This is a genomic window from Spongiibacter sp. C9W (genome assembly GCF_057370015.1).
On record NZ_CM170672.1, the window covers coordinates 364795 to 384497 of the forward strand.

Consider the following 19703-nt stretch of genomic DNA (forward strand, 5'->3'; position numbering starts at 1 on the left):
ACTCGAATGTCGCATGAGTACTCAGTGCGGCCACAGGAAAGGTGCGTCTATGCAAAACACCTCATCAAAAATCGAAGCCCTGCGTGAAGAGATCAGCAGGATGCTGTTCAGAGGCATTATCGTGGTGAATCGCACCCAGGCCCTGGAGTTGGCGGAGTCCCTGAACACCGCTGTTATGCGGAACAGCTTCCAACGTTGGCATACTGCGGAATTCAACGCCATTGACCGCGAGACCTGCATCACCTTCTTCAGCCTGGAAGACATGGAGCAGGTCTTGGATGAGATTCTGGACTTCCATGATCGCATCAAGGCAGAGCTGATTTCGCCATACAGTATTCAAGTCATCAATATTAACGCGGTGTATGGCATGTCCGTCGAAGGGAGTTATAACACACTGGCCTTGATTGGCGACTGGGAGCCCGAGATTGTAGTCAAGATACCGAGAGCGAGGGAGCCCTATGAATTTGGAATACCGGAGTTTGAGTTTGGCGTTCAGGATCTGGAAAAGGTAGCGCACTACGACTTAACCGAGGAGGGCAAAGCACTGGTCTATGGTGACGGACAGGGCGACGAAGGCGCTGAAACAGATGAAACCGTACGTCTCCAAGATGCCACCAAAGGCAGTGGTATTCAGTTTCTGGTCAATGCCGATAAGATCGATATCTCTGCAAAAGCGGATCTTTTGCCGTTTCCGCAGTCTGACCTCTTCAGGAATACAATGGAGGGCCTGAGCCAGCCCGTCTCACGCTGGTTGCCAGATGAAGAGAGCCTGACGCAAGTCAAAGCGCTTCGCGAAACCTTACCCCACCTCAGTGAGTTCTTGGATGAGGTCATCCTGGCCATGGACTTGGCGATTCGGTTTAAGGCCACGCGCTTTACTTTGCCGCCAATGATCCTCAATGGCCCGCCTGGCATAGGCAAGACCCATGGCCTATTCCAACTTGCCGAAACCCTGGGGTTTTCTATGGAAAGCATTCCAATGGCAACGACTGACGCGGGTTTTGTATTAACCGGTTGTGAGCGTGGATGGAAAGAACCGATGCCGGGGTTGTTGGCTAAATCAGCGGCCAAGTGCCAACACATCAACCCTATCTTTATCCTGGATGAGTTCGAAAAGAGCAACTTCAGACGGGATTATGGGGTCAACGGAACGGAGTCCGCTGTGTTGCAGATGCTGGAACGTGACAGTGCGGCGCGATTTCGGGATGGCTTCTTAGAACACGAGATAAATCTCTCCGAGGTCAGCTATATCGGTTCTTCCAATTCGGTGGACCAGATCCCGGCACCAATCTTGTCCCGAGTGAAAGTCATAGAGGTGGGTTTTCCGCCCACAGAAGCGCTTCAAGGAATCTACACCGCTATTCTCAATAAAGCACTAAAAGACGACTTCGGTGTGGAAGGTATCACCGTCATGGTGGCGGGCGATATCTGTGAGGCTGCCAGGATGGGCATCACACCCAGAGCCATCAGAAACAACGCTGGGAAGATCCTCAGCGCTGCTCTGAACGATACAAAAGAAGGCGATGGTATCGAAATATCGGGAAAAGCGCTGATGGCTTTGATGAAGCGTTCATCCGTGAATAAGAAAGGTACGGGTATGGGCTTCCTGGCACAGCTTTGAAAGCGGAAAGTGAATCGCCCCCAGTTTGCTAGACACCTTTTAGCCATAGAAAATGGCACAAAGAGAGGTGTTTATGAGCAAGCAGCGTTATCCAGAAGAGTTCAAGATTGAAGCGGTTAAGCAGGTCACGGTATCGGGTCACAGCGTAGCCGATGTGGCCCAACGGCTAGGCACAACAACTCATAGCCTTTACGCATGGATTAAGCGTTACGGCCCTAACTCAGAAGCGCATCGCAAGGAGTCCGATGATGCTGCGGAGATCCGACGTCTACAGAAGGACTTGAAGCGCGTTACTGAAGAGCGTGACCTGTTAAAAAAAGCCGCGGCGTACTTCGCAAGCCACCCCGAGTAAGATACGCCTTTATCGCTGAACACCACAGCTCTCATTCTGTACGGCAGTTATGTCAGCTGTTTGGTGTTCAACCCAGCGGGTACTACGCCTGGAAGAAACATCCAAAATCCAAGCGACAGATTGATGATGAGCGTCTTACTGGTCTCATCAAGCAGTATTGGCTTGAATCAGGCTGCGTCTATGGCTATCGCAAGATTCATAGAGATCTAAGGGACGCGGGTGAGCGTTGTGGCCTAAATCGCGTACATCGTTTGATGAAGCTTGAAGGCATTAAGGCTCAGGTTGGGTACCGCAAGCCCAGACAGCGCGGTGGAGAACGACATGTCATCACACCCAATGTGCTAGACCGGCAGTTTGATCCGGTCATGCCAAATCAGGCTTGGGTTACCGATATTACGTACATCAAGACCCATGAAGGCTGGCTTTACCTCGCAGCGGTGATGGATCTCTTCTCTCGCCGTATCATTGGTTGGTCTATGCAGTCTCGCATAACCAAAGAGCTTGTGCTGGATGCATTACTAATGGCTGTCTGGCGTCGAAAACCTATAAAGGGAGTGCTGGTTCACTCGGATCAGGGCAGCCAATACACAAGCCATGACTGGAGCGAGTTTCTCAGAGAGCATGGCTTGGAGGGGAGCATGAGCCGCCGAGGCAACTGCCACGACAACGCGGTTGCGGAAAGCTTCTTCCAGTTACTAAAGCGAGAACGAATAAAGCGCAAAATATACGCGACACGAGATGCAGCAAGGAGCGATATATTTGATTACATCGAGATGTTCTACAACACAAAACGACAGCATGGTTCCAACAATGGGCTGTCGCCTGTAGATTATGAGCGTCAGTATTTAAAAGAGGCTGAAAAGCGTCTAGTGAACTAGTGGCGATTCAAAGCGATGAAAATCAGATCAATGTTGGGGGTGGCACTCGTCGTTTGGCACGACATGCGGAAGGGCGTCACCCAGATGAGAACAAGGCAGAGCGATCGAGAAACTATCTATTAGTGCTCCATCTCAACCGGGAGGGCGGGATCAGTGCACGAGTCAAAATTTAATCTTCACGGAGGTGCGTCATGATGATTAAAACAATACCCATGAGTAGATTAAAGCGTGAGTCGACGACGATCTTCCGGAATTTGGCAAAGGATCTACCTGTTGTGTATGAGATTACGCTTAACGGCAAGGCCGTTGGGTATTTGCTTTCTAATGAGATAAATAACCAAATAAAACATCGAACAGATAAAGAGAAAATCAGTTAATTACTTGTCTTTTACTCTTAAATTCCAATTTGGGGAATGACCATGAAACATATTACAAAACACTGTATCGAGATAGAAGAGGTTAGCAGCATGACCTGTGATATCTGCCAAACGAAATATGATGATTCTATTGAGATGCAAGGATTCGTCAGTCTCCAAAAGACAGGCAGTTACGGCAGTATCTTTGGCGATGGAAATTTTGTTGAGTGTGATATTTGCCGAGCCTGTAAATAAAACTGTGTAAACCGCCTATCATTGAACCCTTACAGCGTAAAGATAGGCAATATGAAAAAGAAAGAACTTGAAGCCTTCGCACGTGAGGCTGCCAAAACCCTCAAGACTGAGAAAGATCTCAACGAGTTCAGCTAGATGCTGACCAAGATAACTGTCGAAGCGGCGCTGAATGCCGAACTTGACTCGCATCTGGGCTACGACAGGCGCCAGCCCTCCGACAACGCGAACAGCCGCAACGGCTACACCAGCAAGACCCTGAAGACCCAGGACGGTCAGTTTAAGCTAAACACGCCCCGTGACCGCGAGGGCAGCTTCGATCCGCAGCTGGTAAAGAAGGTTCAAACCCGCTTCACCTCCATGGATGACAAGATCCTGAGCCTCTACGCGAAAGGTATGACGACGCGGGAAATCGTCGCCACCTTCAAAGTGATGAACGATGTCGATATCTCGCCCACCCTGGTTTCCAAGGTGACAGAGGCTGTGATCGGTAAAGTTGTGGAGTGGCTGTCTCGTCCCTTGGGTCCTATCTACCCTATCGTCTACCTGGACTGCATCGTGGTCAAAATCCGCCAAGACAAGCAGGTCATCAACAAGGCGATTTATCTGGCCCTGGGTGTCAATTTCGAAGGCCACAAGGAGCTGCTTGGCATGTGGCTCTCGGAAAGTGAAGGAGCAAATTTCTGGTTGGGCGTCCTGACAGAGCTCCAAAATCGCGGTGTGAAGAACATCCTAATTGCCTGCGTGGATGGCCTCAAGGGTGTTGATTTGCATTTAAAACTGACCCAGGATTTTCATCAAAATTTGACCCACCCTGTTCGCCTGATTATGGCGTAATTCTCGGTTTTCTTCCTGCCTGTATTTCCTTCTGATTCGTTGTCGAGTGTTTGTGTCGGTCACTGTCATTTCCGGTTTCTAGGATATGGCAGTGATGGGTAAGCCTGTCGAGCAAGGCCGTCGTCATCTTCTCGTCACCAAAGATGCTCGACCATTATCCGAAGCTGAGGTTGGTCGTAATGATGATGCTGGCGCGCTCGTAGAGTTTGCTGATCAGATGGAACAGCAACGCCCCGCCGGCTTGGCTGAACGGCAGATAGCCAAGCTCGTCCAGGATCACCAGATCGGTGTGTATCAAGCGATTTGCCAGCCGCCCTTGTTGAGCCTGCTGTTTCTCCTGTTCCAGGGCATTGACCTGCTCAATAGTGGATAAGAACCTCACCCGCTGACGATGATGCTGGATAGCCTGCACACCGATGGCCGTAGCGAGGTGAGTCTTGCCCGTGCCCGGCCCACCGACCAAGACGACATTCTGGGTATCCTCCAGGAACTGGCAGCGGTATAGTGACTTCACCAGCGCTTCATCGGCCATACTTTGCTGGAAGTCAAAGCCGGTCAGGTCACGGTAAGCCGGGAACTTCGCAACCTTCATCTGATACTGGGTGGAGCGCACATCGCGCTCAGACGCTTCCGCTTTAAGTAGCATATCCAGCACGGGTAGCGCACTCTGGTAAGCCGGTGAGGCTTGCTCAGAGAGCGTTGAGATCGCATCGGTCATGCCGTGCAGCTTCAGGGACTTCAGCGTGGCGACCATCGCATCAGTGTTTATGGGGTGTTCTCCTCAGCTTGTCATAGCGGGCCGTGTTGGCCAGCGGTTCTGTGACCAGTTTCAAGGCGGGGGGGTTAATGGCTGGGGTCGCTGTGGTTGCCCCACAAGAGTTTGCATCTCGCTCAAATCCGGTAAAGACTAAGCCTTCGGCGCGATTGAGATCACGGTCTTGACCGGCTTAGAGTGCAATGCGTTGGGTTAATTATGGGCAATCCCATGATGTGTGTTTCTCTTGAGGCACCATTGGGTCACAGCACCTATCGTTGAGTGATTTTCAACCGCGATCCCGTTTTTGTCTGTCTAGCCCTGAGGTGTCGTAATGGTGACGGACAAAGGCGGGAACCAGACGCCGCGTGCAATAAATTGAAAATTCCCCTACATCCCCCCGGCGGCTATCGTCGAGGGCTTAGATTGTATGTATGAGTTGGTGTTAGAGGGGGGCGCCTGAAACCCTAAATTCGGCTAGAAGTACATAGGGGCGTACTGTATCGCTATCCTAGCGCAGCGATATAGCTGAATCACGGGTTGGTGCTGTTGGGCTAACTGAAATGACGAATAGGCTAAGCTAAGTGAGATGATTTTGGAGTAATGTGAAAAAATCAAAAATCATAATAGAGTTGTTTGGAAATATGAACATTCGGTTTCTGCCTTTAATGCTTCTTATAGTTTTGTGCTCTGAGCATGAATTTTCACTTGCCGAAAACGGAGGTCAAGGGTATCGACTTGAGGAAGTAACTGTTACAGCTCAAAGACGTACGCAAGATGTTAGAGATGTGCCAATCGCTCTTACTGTAGTTTCTGGCGATGAAATGAGAGATAAAGCTATATCAGACTTAACAGATATGGCTATGTTATTGCCAAATGTGTCAATAAATACAGATTACAATGCAATGTATATGAGGGGTATAGGAACGGCTGAATTGAATTCAATTGGTGAGCAAGCGGTTGCCTACATTTTGGATGATGTTTATGTGCCAAGGCTAGATTTCTTGAAGCCTGGGTTTGTGGATCTAGCGAAAATAGAAGTAATGAAAGGGCCGCAAGGAACATTATATGGTAGGAATGCTACCGGTGGGGTTATAAAGATTGATCATGGTATGCCAACGAGAGAATGGGAGGGCTTTCTAAATCTGGCCTCTGGCGATAGAAACTTTAAAAACTATGAAGGTGCGATATCGGGTCCGTTAACGGATAAAATTTCCTTTCGTTTAGCTTTAAGGAGCGCCGGAGAAGATGGTTTTGTAGAAAACCTAGTTACTGGTGGAAAGTCAAGAAATAAAGATATTGAACAAGCAAGAATTTCTATTAGGGCAGATATTAGCGATAACTTTTCAATTGATGCAAGTTACTATCATCTTGATTATTACATTGGCGCATCCGGTGGGGATGAAATTCATAAGTATCCTTCCCAATTAAGAGCTCTTGGTGAGGTGTTGACGCCTGGATTTGAGTCTAATCTTGATAGGAGGAATTCAAATTCTTCTGAAAATGAATCAAGTGGTAGCGGCTATATTGCTCCGATAAAATTTACTTATGACAAGTGGGATCATACGTTCAGCTATGTTTATGGAATGGTTGGCTTGGATGATGCGTTTCGAGCAGATATTGATGGTCAATCAGCAAATGCTGGCAGATTGTTCACTGATCAAGAGTTTGAGCAAATAAGTCATGAGTTGAGAGTTGTTTCGCCACCTGGGAGATTTCAATACGTAGCTGGGTTGTTCTATTTGGAAACAGACCTTGAGTCAGAGGTCGGTAGCCCAATCTGGGCTGATTTTATAAAGTTTATAAATATTGGTGGTCTCTCTCCTGATGGGCTTGGTCTCGGTGGGGTGTTAGATCTCGTTACAGGCTTGGTAACAAATGATGATGGTGAGTTGTCGAGGCTGGACGGATATTTCACTGTCGATGTTGAGTCGTTTGGCGTGTTTTCCCAAGTTGAATGGTCAATCACTGATTATCTAGTTATGACGTTAGGAGCTCGATATTCAGATGATAAGAAACATGGTACTGGTATTCTTACTGATGCTGGCCCGTATCCAATATGGGATGTGCTGATATTGGGAGGGTATACTGCGGACGAAACTCTTATATTTAGGGACTTCTCACCAAAAATATCTTTAAGCTGGGAGCCTCATGAGAATGTAACAATTTATTCAACATTTTCTCAGGGGTATCGAGCTGGTAGTTTTAATATTGCGGCATTTAGTAAAGATAAATATGAATTTGATGCCGAGACCAGCGATACCCTTGAGGCGGGTGTTAAAACATCGCTGCTCGATCAACGTTTAAGGTTGAATTTGGGGGCTTTTTATACTGAATATGATGGATATCAGCTGGCAACATTTACCGGTTTGACCTACACCCAAAGTAATGCAAATGAAGTGCGAACAAATGGCGTTGAATTTGATATGACTTTACTTGCTGCTGAAGGTTTAATTCTTTCAATGAATGTAGGGTACAACGATGCTAAGTTTGTTGATTTTAAAGATGCCACATGCCGAACGGAGGCTCCCGGAGAGCCCGGGTATCAAGTTCAGGGGATAGGCGCTCTGCCTCCTAGCCCTGAATGTGATTTGTCTGGAAAAGAGCTACATAGGGCTCCAAGGTTGTCAGGTAGCTTCTCATTTAGTTATGAGTCCCAGATTTTGGATTGGCCCTTAAAGTTTGTGCTCGGTGGGGATGCTAATTTTAAAGGTGGGGAATATATGGACCCGGATTTGGATCCAGATGATTATCAAGAGGAATATTGGATATATAACGGTCGAATTGGGTTGAAAAGTCTTTCGGAAAGTTGGGGGCTAGAAGTTCATGTTAAAAATATTAGTGATGAGCTGGTTAAAACCTTTAGTGGAGATGTCCCGCTTCAGCCTGGAGCCCATCATGCGCTAACCAACCCGCCTCGAACTGTTCATGCTGCACTCAGACTTAATTTTTAATTACAATAAAAGGAGATTTTATGCCTAGGGAACATCTGATTAATTGAAGAGAACCGACATGACGGCTGCTAAATTCAATAATCAGGCGCTCATTTCTCTCTTTTCTGCGCTATTTAGCGCGCTTTTGAAGAGCCTTTATGCGCCTGGCGCACCTAGCCCCGATTTTCGGGCGGACTACCCCTGTAGCGCGCCTCGTTGTTTCAATAAATGCTCTTTGGCCATGACCAGATTGATTAACGCACAGGTGGCAAACAGGTAATGGGCATTTTTAGCCAACCCCTTGTATCTGACTTTCCTGAAGCCAAACTGGCCCTTCATGACGCCGAAGGCATGTTCCACTCGCGCACGAACTCTGGATTTTCTACGGTTAAAGTCGCGCTCAGCTTCCGTCAATGTTTGGTGGCGGCTACCTTTCTTCTGAGTCAGATCCAGTGCATTGGGAGCCGCTTCGTTGATCGCGTCACCTTTTCCACTGTAAGCCGAATCACCAAAGACCAGCTCTTCCTCGCCATGCAGCAGGTCGCCAATGACGACCGAGTCGTGAACATTGGCGCCCGTGGCCACCACCGAGTGAATCAACTTGGTTTCCGTATCCACGCCAATATGGGCTTTCATTCCGAAGTACCACTGGTTGCCTTTCTTGGTTTGACGCATATCCGGATCGCGCTGCTTCTTCTTGTTCTTGGTCGAACTGGGCGCACTGATGATGCTGGCATCAACGATGGTGCCGCGGTTCACTTTCAGGCCATTCTCTTTCAGATACTGGTTAACCAGGTGGAAGAACTGGTCTCCCAGATTGCGTTTTTCCATGAGGTGGCGGAATTTGCAGATGGTTGTCTCGTCCGGCGCAGGCTCAGTGCCCAGGTCAATACCGACAAAGCGACGCATAGCACGGGAATCGTAAATCGCCTCTTCAGCGGCGGGATCAGAGAGCTGAAACCAGTGTTGCAAGAAGTAGATGCGCAGCATTCTCTCAATGCCGATAGGACGACGCCCCGCACCTTGCGGGTTGGGATAAAACGGCGTGATGGCATCCACCAATCCTTGCCAGGGAATGATGCGATCCATGTCTTCGAGAAACTGCTCCTTACGGGTTTTCTTGCGGTGCTTCTCAAAGTTATCTGTCAGAGAGAGTTGCTTCATCGTATTTTCTCGGGGCCGTTGAGCGAAGATCCTATTATCCCTCATCGGAAGAATTAATCAGAGATGCCCTAGTTTTAGAGCTGTTTTGCTGAATAAAATATGCAAAATATTATTGCGGTCTTTGTGGGGTGAAGATGCAAATGTTAAAAAATTTCGTAAAAGGATGAGTTTTCTAGAGTTCTTCTTCTTTGGGAAAGTATTCGGCGTTAGTATTTGTAATAAAAAATATAAAGATGTCTCTGCCCATATTATAAAGCCGCGAGGGTGTGACTCCTCAAAAGCGTTACTCTACTTTCATGGCGGTGGATTCGTCTCACATTCCCCTAAAGTTTACCAGCGGTTTTGCTCCCGTTTAGCGAAGGAGCTCAAGTGTGTTGTGATTGTTCCTGACTACCGTTTGGCCCCAGAGCATCCATTCCCTGCTGCACTTGAGGATTGTGTAACTGTCTACCAAGAAATTGTTAAAAAAATTACGGGAGCTAATTTTAGGCTTTGTATTGCAGGTGATTCGGCTGGTGGTAACCTGGCCTTAGCGACCATGTTGAAAATAAAAGAAATTGGTCTTAAACACCCTTGTGCACTATGGCTGATTTCTCCTGCTGTAGATTGTGATTGGTCAAAATATGATTACTCTGATCTTCAAAAATCTGATCCTATGTTTACTGAAAATGCGTTCCCCTTAATGGATGCTTATTTTGGAGATGAAGATAAAAGCAACTACATGATCTCACCTTTAAATGGCGATTTAAGAAACCTTCCCCCAATTTTGGTTGAAGCCGGGGGCGATGAAATTTTTCGTAGGCATCCTATATTGCTTGAAAATGCTTTAAAGTCGTGTGGTGGAGATGTAATCGTGAAGATTTGGCCAAGGATGATGCACGTTTTTCAATTGTTTACTTTTTTGCCAGAAGCAAAAAAATCAATATCCCAGGCTTGTCAGTTTTTGGAAAATAAAATGAACCCGTCAGAGACCTCTAAGAATTAATTGTCACCAATTAGTTAGATACTTCTCGGAAATTCTACGAATTTCTGCGCCCGGTGGTCGCAGAGGCCGAGCGGAAGCTGGTCGCCCTCGCGTCGATTCAGAGCCTAGGGTCCTGCTGGCAGTAGGCCCTGTTGACCTGACACGGGGGAATGAAGACAAAAGATAGGATGGTACCCATGGGGCCACTTGAAGGAATAAAAGTGATAGAGATCGCCGGTATCGGCCCCTGTCCCATTACCGGTATGATGCTGGCGGATCTGGGGGCCGAAGTGATATTGGTGGAGCGCGCGGCAGAGAACCCCAATGGGGCCGGTGTCGGTGGCGTCATCGAATCCGCCTTTTTTCGGCGGGGAAAAAAGTCGATTGCGCTGGATCTGAAAATTCCGGAATCCATCAACGCGGTGCTGCGCCTAGTGGAGGAGGCTGACGTATTGATCGAAGGTTTCCGCCCGGGGGTTATGGAGCGACTGGGACTTGGCCCAAAAGTCTGCCTCGAGCGCAGGCCCGCCCTGATCTACGGGCGCATGACTGGTTGGGGGCAGGTCGGCCCCCTTGCCAGAAGCGCCGGCCACGACCTCAACTACCTAGCGATTTCCGGAGTGCTTCACTACGGGGGCCTGCCGGGGGACACGCCTTATCCCCCCCCCACAGTGCTGGGCGATATCGGTTCTGGTTCGAACATGCTTCTGATCGGGGTTCTTTCCGCTCTTCTGCATGCCAAGGCCACTGGGGAAGGGCAAGTTATCGATGCTGCCATCTGCGACGGGGCGGCCTATAACCAAACACTGCTGGCGAGCGTCCGCGCTGAGGGGGCTATCAGCGAGGAGCCGGGAGAGACGTTCTTCCGGGCTGGTTCGCACTGGTGCAACACTTACGCCTGCGCCGATGGCCGCTACATCACCGTGCAGGCTTTGGAGCCAAATTTTTATCGGGAACTGATTGCGCTGTGTGGGTTTGGAGATGACCCTGACTTTACTCGCCAGCACGACCCGAAAACCTGGCCGGCGGCTCGGCAGAAAATGACCGCGTTGTTCGCCAGTAAACCTCAAGCTCACTGGTGTGAGCTGTTGGAGGGTACCGATGCTTGTTTCGCGCCGGTACTGACCCTGCCCGAGGCGGCGGAGCACCCCCATAACAGGGAGCGCGGCTGCTTCGTGTTGGATGGGGAATTCCTGCTACCGTCACCCGCCCCCCGCTTCAGCCTGACCCCACAGGAGATGGGCGTTATCCCGCGGCTGGGTCAACACAACGAAGAGATACTGGGCAGGTGAGCCAGGAAACTACAACCGGGCGTGCTGTCCTACCTGTTGAGGCCCTGATTTTACCCAAGTACGTGTACGGCGTGCAGATTCAAACGACAGAAGAGCGCGCTGGATTCCAACCCTGCCTCCAAGGCAACCGCTGAAATCAGCATAAATTCTACGAATAACTGTTACGGTGAGTTCGGGATCACATTTTGTCTCTTTGGTCTGCTACGGCTCAATGCTCCGCTCGCGACGGAAGTCCCGTGGAGATTTGCCTGTCCAGCGGCGGAAGGCGCGGGTAAAGCTGCTGGTATCGCTGAAGCCGAGCAGGAAGCTCATCTCTGTGATACTGACCCGGGACTGCTCCATGTAGTCCATAGCCAGGGACTGGCGGATCTGGTTGAGCAGATCTTGGAAGCTGGTGTCCAGCGTGGCCAGCTTCTGTTGCAGGGCGCTGGGGCTCATGGCGAGTTCGCTGGCGACTCTTTGCTTGGTGCAGTTTTCTGACGGTAGGAACTGGACAATAGCTCGCTTGACGCGGGTAATGATATCGTCCTGGTCCAGGGCTGCGATGTATCCCTCCATGATCTGATCGTGCTGGCTGGCAATTTCGCGATTACCGCCCGACAGTGGTTCGTCGACGATCGCGCGCTCCATGCAGATCTGGCAGTTTGGTGCGTCGAATGTCACCGGCACGTGGAAGCTTGTTTTGTATTGCTCTTCAATACCGGGCGGACAGGGTCGTGTCAGGCTGACAGAGAGGGGGGTGAAATCCGGCCTGTAGATCATCCTGAAAATGCGGATAACAAAGGCATTCCAGGCGTCGATGGTTTCGTAGGCGACTCCTTCGGTGGTCACATCGAGGATCAGGCAGAACCGGTCCCCCTCTTCCTCGATCCGATAGATGCCCTGTTCGCTGGCAAGGCGGAAGTAATAGACCAGTCGTTCACAGGCATCCCTGAGGGACGAGCTCGCCAACAGGGCGTAGCCGAGAGCATGAACAGCTCCGGGGTGCATGAATCGTGCCACGGTGAGTCCGAAAGCCGGATTGCCGCTGCGCTTTACCGACTCTCGGTACACGGCGGCCAGTTCGGCGGTGGTGAGGCGATCCATGGGATCGGGCCCGGGCACGCGACCGATCCCTGCTGCCTCGAAAATATCCTCCGCATCGTAGCCATTGGCCTCCAGAGCTTTCTGGATAGCCAGTGAGTAGGAGGCGATGGTGGTGGCTGTTTTGGCTAGATTTTTGGCGTCGTTCATCGGGGTACAGCGTTCTCTGATCGAAATGCCGCAGCTTTAGGCGGCTGGCTTATTATAGCTGCCACATTCTCTGAGCTGTGGCACTGAGCTTCGCTGCAAAGATTAACATCGTGAAATCAAAGGGCAAGTTTACCCTCGCTGGTGTAATGGCTGCTCGAGTTAGGGGTGGGATGGCCGTTGGGCCGGGTATTTTGTCGATTCCGTCAAGTTCGGGTGGGGGTATATCTAAAGTCTAGCTGGCTAATAATTCAAAAGTATTGCAGGGAGTTGCCAGCGTGAGTATCCCGACCCAAAACCATATCATCAATGGAGCATCTGTTCCTCCGTCCTCCGGTCAGTATATCGACTTAGTCGATCCAGTCTCCGGGCAGGTGATCGGCAGGGCAGCATCCGGCAGTGCCGCAGATGTGGATCAGGCTGTGGCGGCAGCGGCCGAGGCTTTCAAGACCTGGAAGCTTACCTCCGTCAGTGAGCGAGCCAATATCATCGCCCGCATGACGCTGGTGCTGGCTGCGAACATGGAAGAGTTGTTGGCTCTGGAGGCGAGCTGTACCGGCCTGGCGGTAACACGCCTGCAGGGATTCGATATACCCGCGGTGATGCAGTTTATCCAGATCTTCGCCGAGGGCCTAGAGAGCTACCCCTTTGTCGAGTACCCGCCGGTGCGCCCCATGCCGGAGGCTCTGGACGTCAAGGTGGTCAAACAGCCCCTGGGTGTATGCGGCCTGATTACGGCTTGGAACGGCCCCCTGTTCCTGGCCTTCCTTAAGATGCTGCCGGCTATAGCGGCGGGCAACACTGTCATTATCAAACCCGCCGAAACGGCCTCCCTGGCGGTGGTGCGAGCGATGGAGCTGATACAGGATCTGCTCCCCCTGGGGGTGGTCAACGTGGTCACCGGTCACGGATCGGACGTGGGCGCTGCGCTCTCTTCCCATCCAGGCATCGCCAAGATCTCCTTCACCGGCTCCGGCCGCACCGGGGTGATGATTCAGAAGGAGGCCGCCGACACCATGAAGCGCGTTACCCTGGAGCTTGGTGGTAAGGGGCCCGGCATCGTGTTGCCGGACGCGCCCCTAGAGCTGACCGCCAAGGGGGCGACCTTCGGTTTCCTGTTGGGTTCAGGACAGATCTGTATCTCTGGCACCCGCCTGTTCGTCCACGAGTCCATCCACGACGAACTTGTGGCGCGTATGGTGGAGCTAGTGAGTAAGCTGAAAGCAGGTAGCCAGTTCGATGCCAGCACCACATTGGGGCCCATGGCTTACCGGGCTCACTACGAGCGGGTTCTGGGTTATGTCGAGTCGGGCAAGGCTGAGGGCGCGACGGTTGCCTGTGGAGGTGGCCCATTGGAGGTAGAGGGGTTTCCCGACGCCATGTTTGTGCAGCCCACAATCTTCACTGGCGTGACCCCCGACATGAAGATCTATAAGGAGGAAATCTTCGGCCCGGTGCTGTCGGTGATCCGGTACAGCAATATCGAGGAGGCCATTGCCATGGCTAACGACTCCTGCTTCGGCCTGTCGGCGGGTGTCTGGACGGGTGACCCAATTGCGGGCCAGGAAGTGGCCTATCGCTTGGAAGCGGGCACCGTGTGGGTCAACGACTGGCACGCGGTTACCGGTGACATCTCCTTCGGCGGCCACAAACAGAGCGGCTACGGGCGCGAGATCAACATCTCTTCCCTAGAGGGATACCTAGAAACCAAGAACTACCTGACCAGCTTCGAGACCGACCCGAGCGCCAAGCCCTTCTTCGGGCTGGTTCACCGGGGTGTCTGAATCTCGCTGTCACTAACGCGTAAGAGGAATAAAAGATGTCCAGCACTGGCGCATTTCAATACTGGCAGCGAACTATGGTTCACGCGGGCCCCGGCACTGTCCTTAGACTGCCCGGCCTGTTCAGCGGCCTGGGAAGTAGTAAAGTTCTCCTCGTCAGTGACCAGGGCCTTAAGGATGCAGGGGTGGTCGACAGGGTCGCTGCTCTGTTCGATGAGCAGCGCGGTCCCGGCGGGGTCCGGTTGGCGGGTGTATTCACTGATACGGCGCCGGACGCCGAGTCCAGCTGTATCGATGACTGCCTGGCAGTGGCTAGGGCCAGCGGAGCAGACGGTCTGCTGGCCCTGGGCGGCGGCAGTGTCCTAGACTCGGTCAAACTGGTCAAGCTTGCCATGTACTCCAAGGTGGACAGCGTGTCTCAGTTGCTGAAGTCGCCGGTCAAGATGATGCAGTGGCCGGAAGTCGAGCACATGGGCGTCCCGCATATATCGGTGCCCACCACCGCGGGTACCGGTGCTGAGGTGACCAACGGCGCGGTGATCTACAACAAGGGGTTGGGCATCAAACACCTGATCGTCAGCCACTACCTAGAGTCGGACATCGCGGTGCTGGATGCTCATATGACCACCGGCCTGCCGCCGATGCTCACCGCCGCCACCGGTATGGACGCGCTGACCCATGCTATCGAAACCATGGGACACCCCAATACGGGGCACTTCACCCTGGCCCACGCGGAGACCAGCGCGAAGATCATCATGCAGAACTTGCCCAAAGTGGTTGCCGATGGATCGGATCTGCTGGCGCGCCAGGCCATGCTCAACGCCAGCGCCATGGCTTGTAACTCGGTGGTGAACGACTTCGGGCCGTCGCCTGTACACAACTTCGCTCACGCCTTTGGCGCCGTCTGTCACATTCATCACGGTGAGGCGAACGGCGTGCTGCTGCCCATCGTGATGGAGGAGTTCGCCGACTTCTACGTGCCGGTAGCAGATCGCCTGAAGGGTGTGTTCGGCGTGGAGGGCGAGGGCCGCGCAGCTGTGTTGGCCTGTGCAGCTAGAATAAGTGCGCTGCTGGAAGAGATGGGCCACCCAAGGGATTTTACTCGCCACGATATCCCGTTATCGAAAATGCCCGACATTGTCTTAGCGATCGCCCACGACCCCATCGCCGCATTCTTGCCCCTGCCCATGGATCTAATCGAGACCGTGTGTAGCCGGGTCTGTAACTGGTCCTGAGGATACCAATATGAAGATAAATTTCAGCGTTATCAGTGAGCGTTTGGCAGACACCTTCGCAGAACGCGAGGCCCTCGTAAATGTGGAGCGCAATCGCCGCTACACCTTCCGGGAATTCCACCGGTTGACCAATCGCATCGTCAACATGATGCGGGAGAAACTAGATCTGCAGCGCGGCGACAACGCGGTGGTAATCCTAGATAACGACAACGCCTCTCTTCTCCACTGGTTTACTGCGGTAAAAGCCGGCACCCCCGTGTGCTATACCAACTACCGCGATAGCCTAGAGGATCACACTTATCAGATCGATACGGTCAGCGCCAAGGTAGTGTTCATGGAGGCTGACCTGCTGGAAAGCCACTACGAGATGCTGCGCGAGCGGCAGATCACTATCGTGGTGATGGATAAGCCTGAAACGGTATATCCCGGGGTACACCTGTTCTGGGATCTACTGGAGCAGGTGGACGACAGCAATCCCAACGTTGTGCTTGACGACCGCGATGACGTGGTGTTCATGCGTTTCACCGGCGGGACCACTGGGCGGGGCAAGTGCGCCATGTATACCGTCGACAATTGGTTTGCCTGCCGCGACTCATTCTGGGCCTTGCCGGATCCCGCCTGGACGCCGGAAACCCGCTTGATTCACTTGGCGCCGATCACTCACGGTAGCGGCATGATGTTTGCGCCGACCCTTTTCAAGGGCGGCTGCACCGTGACGATGAATGTCCCGGATCTTGAAGCTTGGTGTGACAATATTGCTGCCGAGCGCATTACAAACGGCTTTGCGGTGCCAACCTTGTTGTACCGGCTGCTGGACATGGACGAGGCCGGAAGAGCGCGCCTGAAGACCATGGAAAACATGTATTACGGCGCAGCCCCCATGAGCCCCAGCAAACTGGCGGAACTGCAAGAAGCGTTTGGCAACAACTTCATCCAGGTCTACGGATCCACCGAGCACTTCGGTGTTGCGTTGTCCATGAGCAAGTCCGATCACTTAGTGGAGGGCGGCGATGATTCGCACCTAGCCTCCGCTGGCCGTCCGGCGCCTTTTACCGAGTTGGAGATCATGGACGACGACGGTAATCCCGTGCCGCGAGGCGAGACCGGTGAAATCTGGCTGCGCTCACGCGCCATCGTACCGGGCTACCTCGGTAACCCGGAGCAAACCGCCTTAGAATTCCAAGATGGTTTTTGGAAGTCAGGTGACATTGGTCGGATTGACGAGCGTGGCTTTTTCCACATCGTTGATCGTAAGAAGGACATGATTATCAGCGGCGGCTTCAATATCTACGCCAACGAGGTAGAGTCCGCACTTAACAGTCATCCGGCGGTTTTGATGTCTGCTGTGGTGGGCATCCCACACGAAGAGTGGGGCGAGGCGATCCATGCGGAGGTCATGCTAAAGGAGGGTGTATCGGCCTATCCCACTGAATTGATAGAGCACGTGCGTAACGAACTCGGCGGCTACAAGACCCCCAAAACCATCGATATCGTTTCGGAAATCCCCGTCAGTGTGGTCGGCAAGGTGCTGCGTCGTAATGTCAGGGAAAAATACTGGGAAGAGTCTGGCCGCAAGGTGGGGTGACTAAGTTTATGAGTCGGCTCAAGTAACTCTCGGGGTAGGAGGGGATCTTCCTCTACCTAAATACGAGCCGCGCAAGTGCAAGTAGTGCCATGTTTTATGTCTGTGACTAGTTCACCGTCCCGGGGTGCTCACCTACGCTTCAAGTAGATACTGGAACCTGTGGAGTCGCGAACCGTTGATAACCCACCTTTTACCAGAGGCTGATGTCAGTGCCGCTCGTCATACGGGTGGATTCACCCGAACCGGCTCGCAAGTGCCCTGAGCAACTATCGTACAGACAAGTAATTTAACCCTGACGACAAGGGGCAGGCTGCCACTAACGCTTATAGTATTTCAACAATATCGGAGTGAGACGCGCACTGGTCTCTGCAAACTATAAGGGGTCCGTGAGCGGGCCTGTATTAGGAGTTTACCCAATGAGCAACGCCAGCCTTCTGTACGAGAACAGGGATGGGGTGGCCTGGTTGACCATGAACCGGCCCGACGCTATGAATTCTATTAGTCTGGATATGGTGGCCCTGTTCGAGGAGTACCTCACTCAAATCGCCGCCGACGCTGGTATCAGGGTGTTGGTTATCACCGGGAGGGGCAAGGCTTTCTGCGCCGGGGCGGACCTCAAGCAGGTGCTGGACAGCCTCAATGTGCCCCCGGGTGAGCCCGATTTCCTCGACCGCCTCTGTGACAATGTGTTGAACCCGCTACGCGACTTTCCTAAGCCGGTAATCGCCGCCCTCAACGGGATTACCATGGCAGGCGGACTAGAAACCGCCATGTGCGCTGACCTGGTGGTCGCTGTAGAGAGCGCCAGGATCGGTGATGCACACGCCAACTTCGGGGTCTACCCGGGCGCGGGCGGCGCCGCCGTGCTGCCGCGCATAGTGCCCCACAACGTGGCCAAGTACCTGTTGTTCACCGGCAAGACCCTGTCGGCCGAGGAGATGAAAACCTACGGTTTCGTCAACGAGCTGGTGGCAGACGACCAGTTGCAGGAAGCTACTCAAGCGCTGGCCCTTCACATCGCCGCCAAGAGTCCTATTGCCCTGCGTCGCATGAAGATGGTGGCCAACGGCGCTGCTGACAAGTCCCGCGACGACGCCCTGATGCACGAGATGTATGAGTTCCGCAAACACCAGCGCTCTTGGGATATGCAGGAGGGCCTGACCGCCTTCACCGAGAAACGCAAGCCGCAATTTCAGGGTCGGTAACAGGAGTAGAGAAGCATGACTGACGTGTATATCGCCGGTGTCGGCATGACCCCCTTTGGCCGCCACATGGACAAGAGCTACAAGGAACTGACTGCCGAGGCGGTGCAGATGGCCCTCACAGATGCGGGGGCGAATAAAAGTGAGGTAGGCGAGGCCTTTTTTGCGTCCTGCGTCATCGGCTTCCTGCAGGATCAGCACATGGTGCCCGGTCAGGTAGCCTTGCGTTCCATGGGGTTTGAGGGCATCCCCATTTTTAATGTGGAGGGGGCTTGCGCCTCCGCCACCTCAGGGCTGTACCTAGCCGCCCAGGCTATTCGCGCTGGCAGCTGCGACATCGCTCTCGCCGTCGGTACGGAAAAAATGTCCGCCGATGACAAGGCGAAGATGTTTGCTGCCTTCGACTCGGCTTGGGATGTGACTACGGTGGAGTCCAACCAGGAAAACCTGCTGAAAATGGGCGAGGGCATTACCCCGCCCAAAGGCTCCCAGTCCGACAAGCCCTACAGCATGTTTATGGACGTGTACGCCGCTTTCTGCCGCCAGCACATGAAGACCTTCGGTACCACCCAGGAGCAGATCGCGGCGGTTTGCGCCAAGAACCACACCCATTCCGTGCACAACCCTTTTGCCCAGTACCAGGTGCCCTACACGGTGGAGGAGGTGATGACCGCGCCGCCGATCACCTATCCTCTGACCCTGCCCATGTGCGCGCCCATATCCGACGGTTCCGCCGCGGCGGTACTGTGCAGCGCCGAGGGTCTAAAACGTCTTAAGGGCGACGCTTCCCGGGCAGTCAGGTTGCTTAGCAGTGTATTTCGCTCCGGAACAAACCGCGCAGCCGATGAGTACGAGAAACACATCACCGCCCTGGCCGCAGCAGAGGCCTACGAAAAGGCCGGCGTATCACCGGGTGATGTCAGCGTGGTTGAAGTACACGACGCCACCGCCATGGGTGAAATCATCCAGGTGGAAAACCTGCGGCTGGTACCCTGGGGTGAGGGCGGACCTGCCGCCGTGCGCGGCGATTTCACCGTGGGCGGCCGGGTGCCGGTCAATCCCTCCGGCGGCCTGGAGTCCAGGGGGCACCCCATCGGTGCCACCGGCCTAGGCCAGATCTTTGAGCTGGTGACCCAGTTGCGCGGCGAGGCTGGCGCAAGGCAGGTGGAGGGTGCACGGATCGCTGTACAGGAAAATGGCGGCGGCTTGGTAGGCCTCGAAGAGGCAACAGCAGCTGTGAGCATACTCGCAAAGCAGTAAAGGACAT

At 53.0% G+C, this 19703-nt stretch carries 13 protein-coding genes and 2 pseudogenes; 12 read left to right on the plus strand and 3 right to left on the minus strand.

Annotated features, from left to right (window positions below):
• Positions 1-49 precede the first annotated feature (49 nt).
• The 4 genes and pseudogenes from AC2Q8J_RS01765 to AC2Q8J_RS01780 form a co-directional block, all read left to right on the plus strand.
• On the plus strand, positions 50-1621 hold the full coding sequence (locus tag AC2Q8J_RS01765) for an AAA family ATPase (protein ID WP_190766883.1): 1572 nt from the start codon (positions 50-52) through the stop codon (positions 1619-1621).
• Positions 1622-1694: 73 nt separating this feature from the next.
• A protein-coding gene (locus AC2Q8J_RS01770; protein ID WP_374964823.1) for an IS3 family transposase occupies positions 1695-2851 on the plus strand; the annotation gives its coding sequence in 2 pieces (ribosomal slippage) (positions 1695-1940 and positions 1943-2851; 1155 coding nt in all).
• Positions 2852-3270: 419 nt separating this feature from the next.
• Positions 3271-3462, plus strand: a complete 192-nt coding sequence (locus AC2Q8J_RS01775; RefSeq protein WP_190766881.1) for a hypothetical protein — start codon at positions 3271-3273, stop codon at positions 3460-3462.
• A gap of 51 nt (positions 3463-3513) precedes the next feature.
• Positions 3514-4221: pseudogene (locus tag AC2Q8J_RS01780) on the plus strand (IS256 family transposase); the annotation flags it as partial.
• A 64-nt stretch (positions 4222-4285) separates the two neighbouring features.
• Here the strand turns inward: AC2Q8J_RS01780 and istB are convergent.
• A pseudogene (istB, locus tag AC2Q8J_RS01785) lies at positions 4286-5050 on the minus strand (IS21-like element helper ATPase IstB).
• Positions 5051-5655: 605 nt separating this feature from the next.
• Between istB and AC2Q8J_RS01790 the strand changes: the two are divergent.
• Positions 5656-8004 (plus strand): TonB-dependent receptor, encoded by a 2349-nt coding sequence (locus AC2Q8J_RS01790; protein ID WP_486451977.1) that lies wholly within the window; start codon positions 5656-5658, stop codon positions 8002-8004.
• Positions 8005-8178: 174 nt separating this feature from the next.
• Here AC2Q8J_RS01790 and AC2Q8J_RS01795 read toward each other — a convergent pair whose 3' ends face one another.
• Entirely contained in the window at positions 8179-9147 is a 969-nt protein-coding gene (locus AC2Q8J_RS01795) for an IS5 family transposase (RefSeq protein ID WP_040803804.1), read from the minus strand.
• 85 nt (positions 9148-9232) lie between these two features.
• Between AC2Q8J_RS01795 and AC2Q8J_RS01800 the strand changes: the two genes are divergently transcribed.
• Both AC2Q8J_RS01800 and AC2Q8J_RS01805 read left to right on the plus strand, forming a co-directional pair.
• Positions 9233-10132, plus strand: a complete 900-nt coding sequence (locus AC2Q8J_RS01800; RefSeq protein ID WP_190766877.1) for an alpha/beta hydrolase — start codon at positions 9233-9235, stop codon at positions 10130-10132.
• Positions 10133-10308: 176 nt separating this feature from the next.
• The gene (locus AC2Q8J_RS01805) at positions 10309-11403 is read left to right on the plus strand and encodes a CaiB/BaiF CoA transferase family protein (RefSeq protein WP_008250926.1); all 1095 of its coding nucleotides are present in this window, start codon (positions 10309-10311) and stop codon (positions 11401-11403) included.
• A gap of 201 nt (positions 11404-11604) precedes the next feature.
• On the opposite strand, the gene AC2Q8J_RS01810 is transcribed toward AC2Q8J_RS01805, so the two are convergent.
• On the minus strand, positions 11605-12636 hold the full coding sequence (locus AC2Q8J_RS01810; RefSeq protein WP_008250927.1) for an AraC family transcriptional regulator: 1032 nt from the start codon (positions 12634-12636) through the stop codon (positions 11605-11607).
• 275 nt (positions 12637-12911) lie between these two features.
• Here AC2Q8J_RS01810 and AC2Q8J_RS01815 point away from each other — a divergent pair, with 275 nt between their 5' ends.
• The 5 genes from AC2Q8J_RS01815 (at position 12912) to AC2Q8J_RS01835 (ending at position 19696) form a co-directional block, all read left to right on the plus strand.
• Positions 12912-14417: an aldehyde dehydrogenase family protein gene (locus AC2Q8J_RS01815; protein WP_287433549.1), complete on the plus strand. Its 1506-nt coding sequence runs from the start codon at positions 12912-12914 to the stop codon at positions 14415-14417.
• A 35-nt stretch (positions 14418-14452) separates the two neighbouring features.
• Positions 14453-15649: an iron-containing alcohol dehydrogenase gene (locus AC2Q8J_RS01820; RefSeq protein WP_287433548.1), complete on the plus strand. Its 1197-nt coding sequence runs from the start codon at positions 14453-14455 to the stop codon at positions 15647-15649.
• Positions 15650-15659: 10 nt separating this feature from the next.
• Positions 15660-17234, plus strand: coding sequence for a class I adenylate-forming enzyme family protein (locus tag AC2Q8J_RS01825; protein WP_486451978.1), 1575 nt, complete (start codon positions 15660-15662; stop codon positions 17232-17234).
• Between the two features lie 416 nt (positions 17235-17650).
• Complete coding sequence (locus AC2Q8J_RS01830) at positions 17651-18439, plus strand: enoyl-CoA hydratase/isomerase family protein (protein ID WP_372747875.1); 789 nt, start codon at positions 17651-17653, stop codon at positions 18437-18439.
• Between the two features lie 15 nt (positions 18440-18454).
• Entirely contained in the window at positions 18455-19696 is a 1242-nt protein-coding gene (locus tag AC2Q8J_RS01835) for a thiolase family protein (RefSeq protein ID WP_372747874.1), read from the plus strand.
• The last annotated feature ends 7 nt before the right edge of the window (positions 19697-19703 follow it).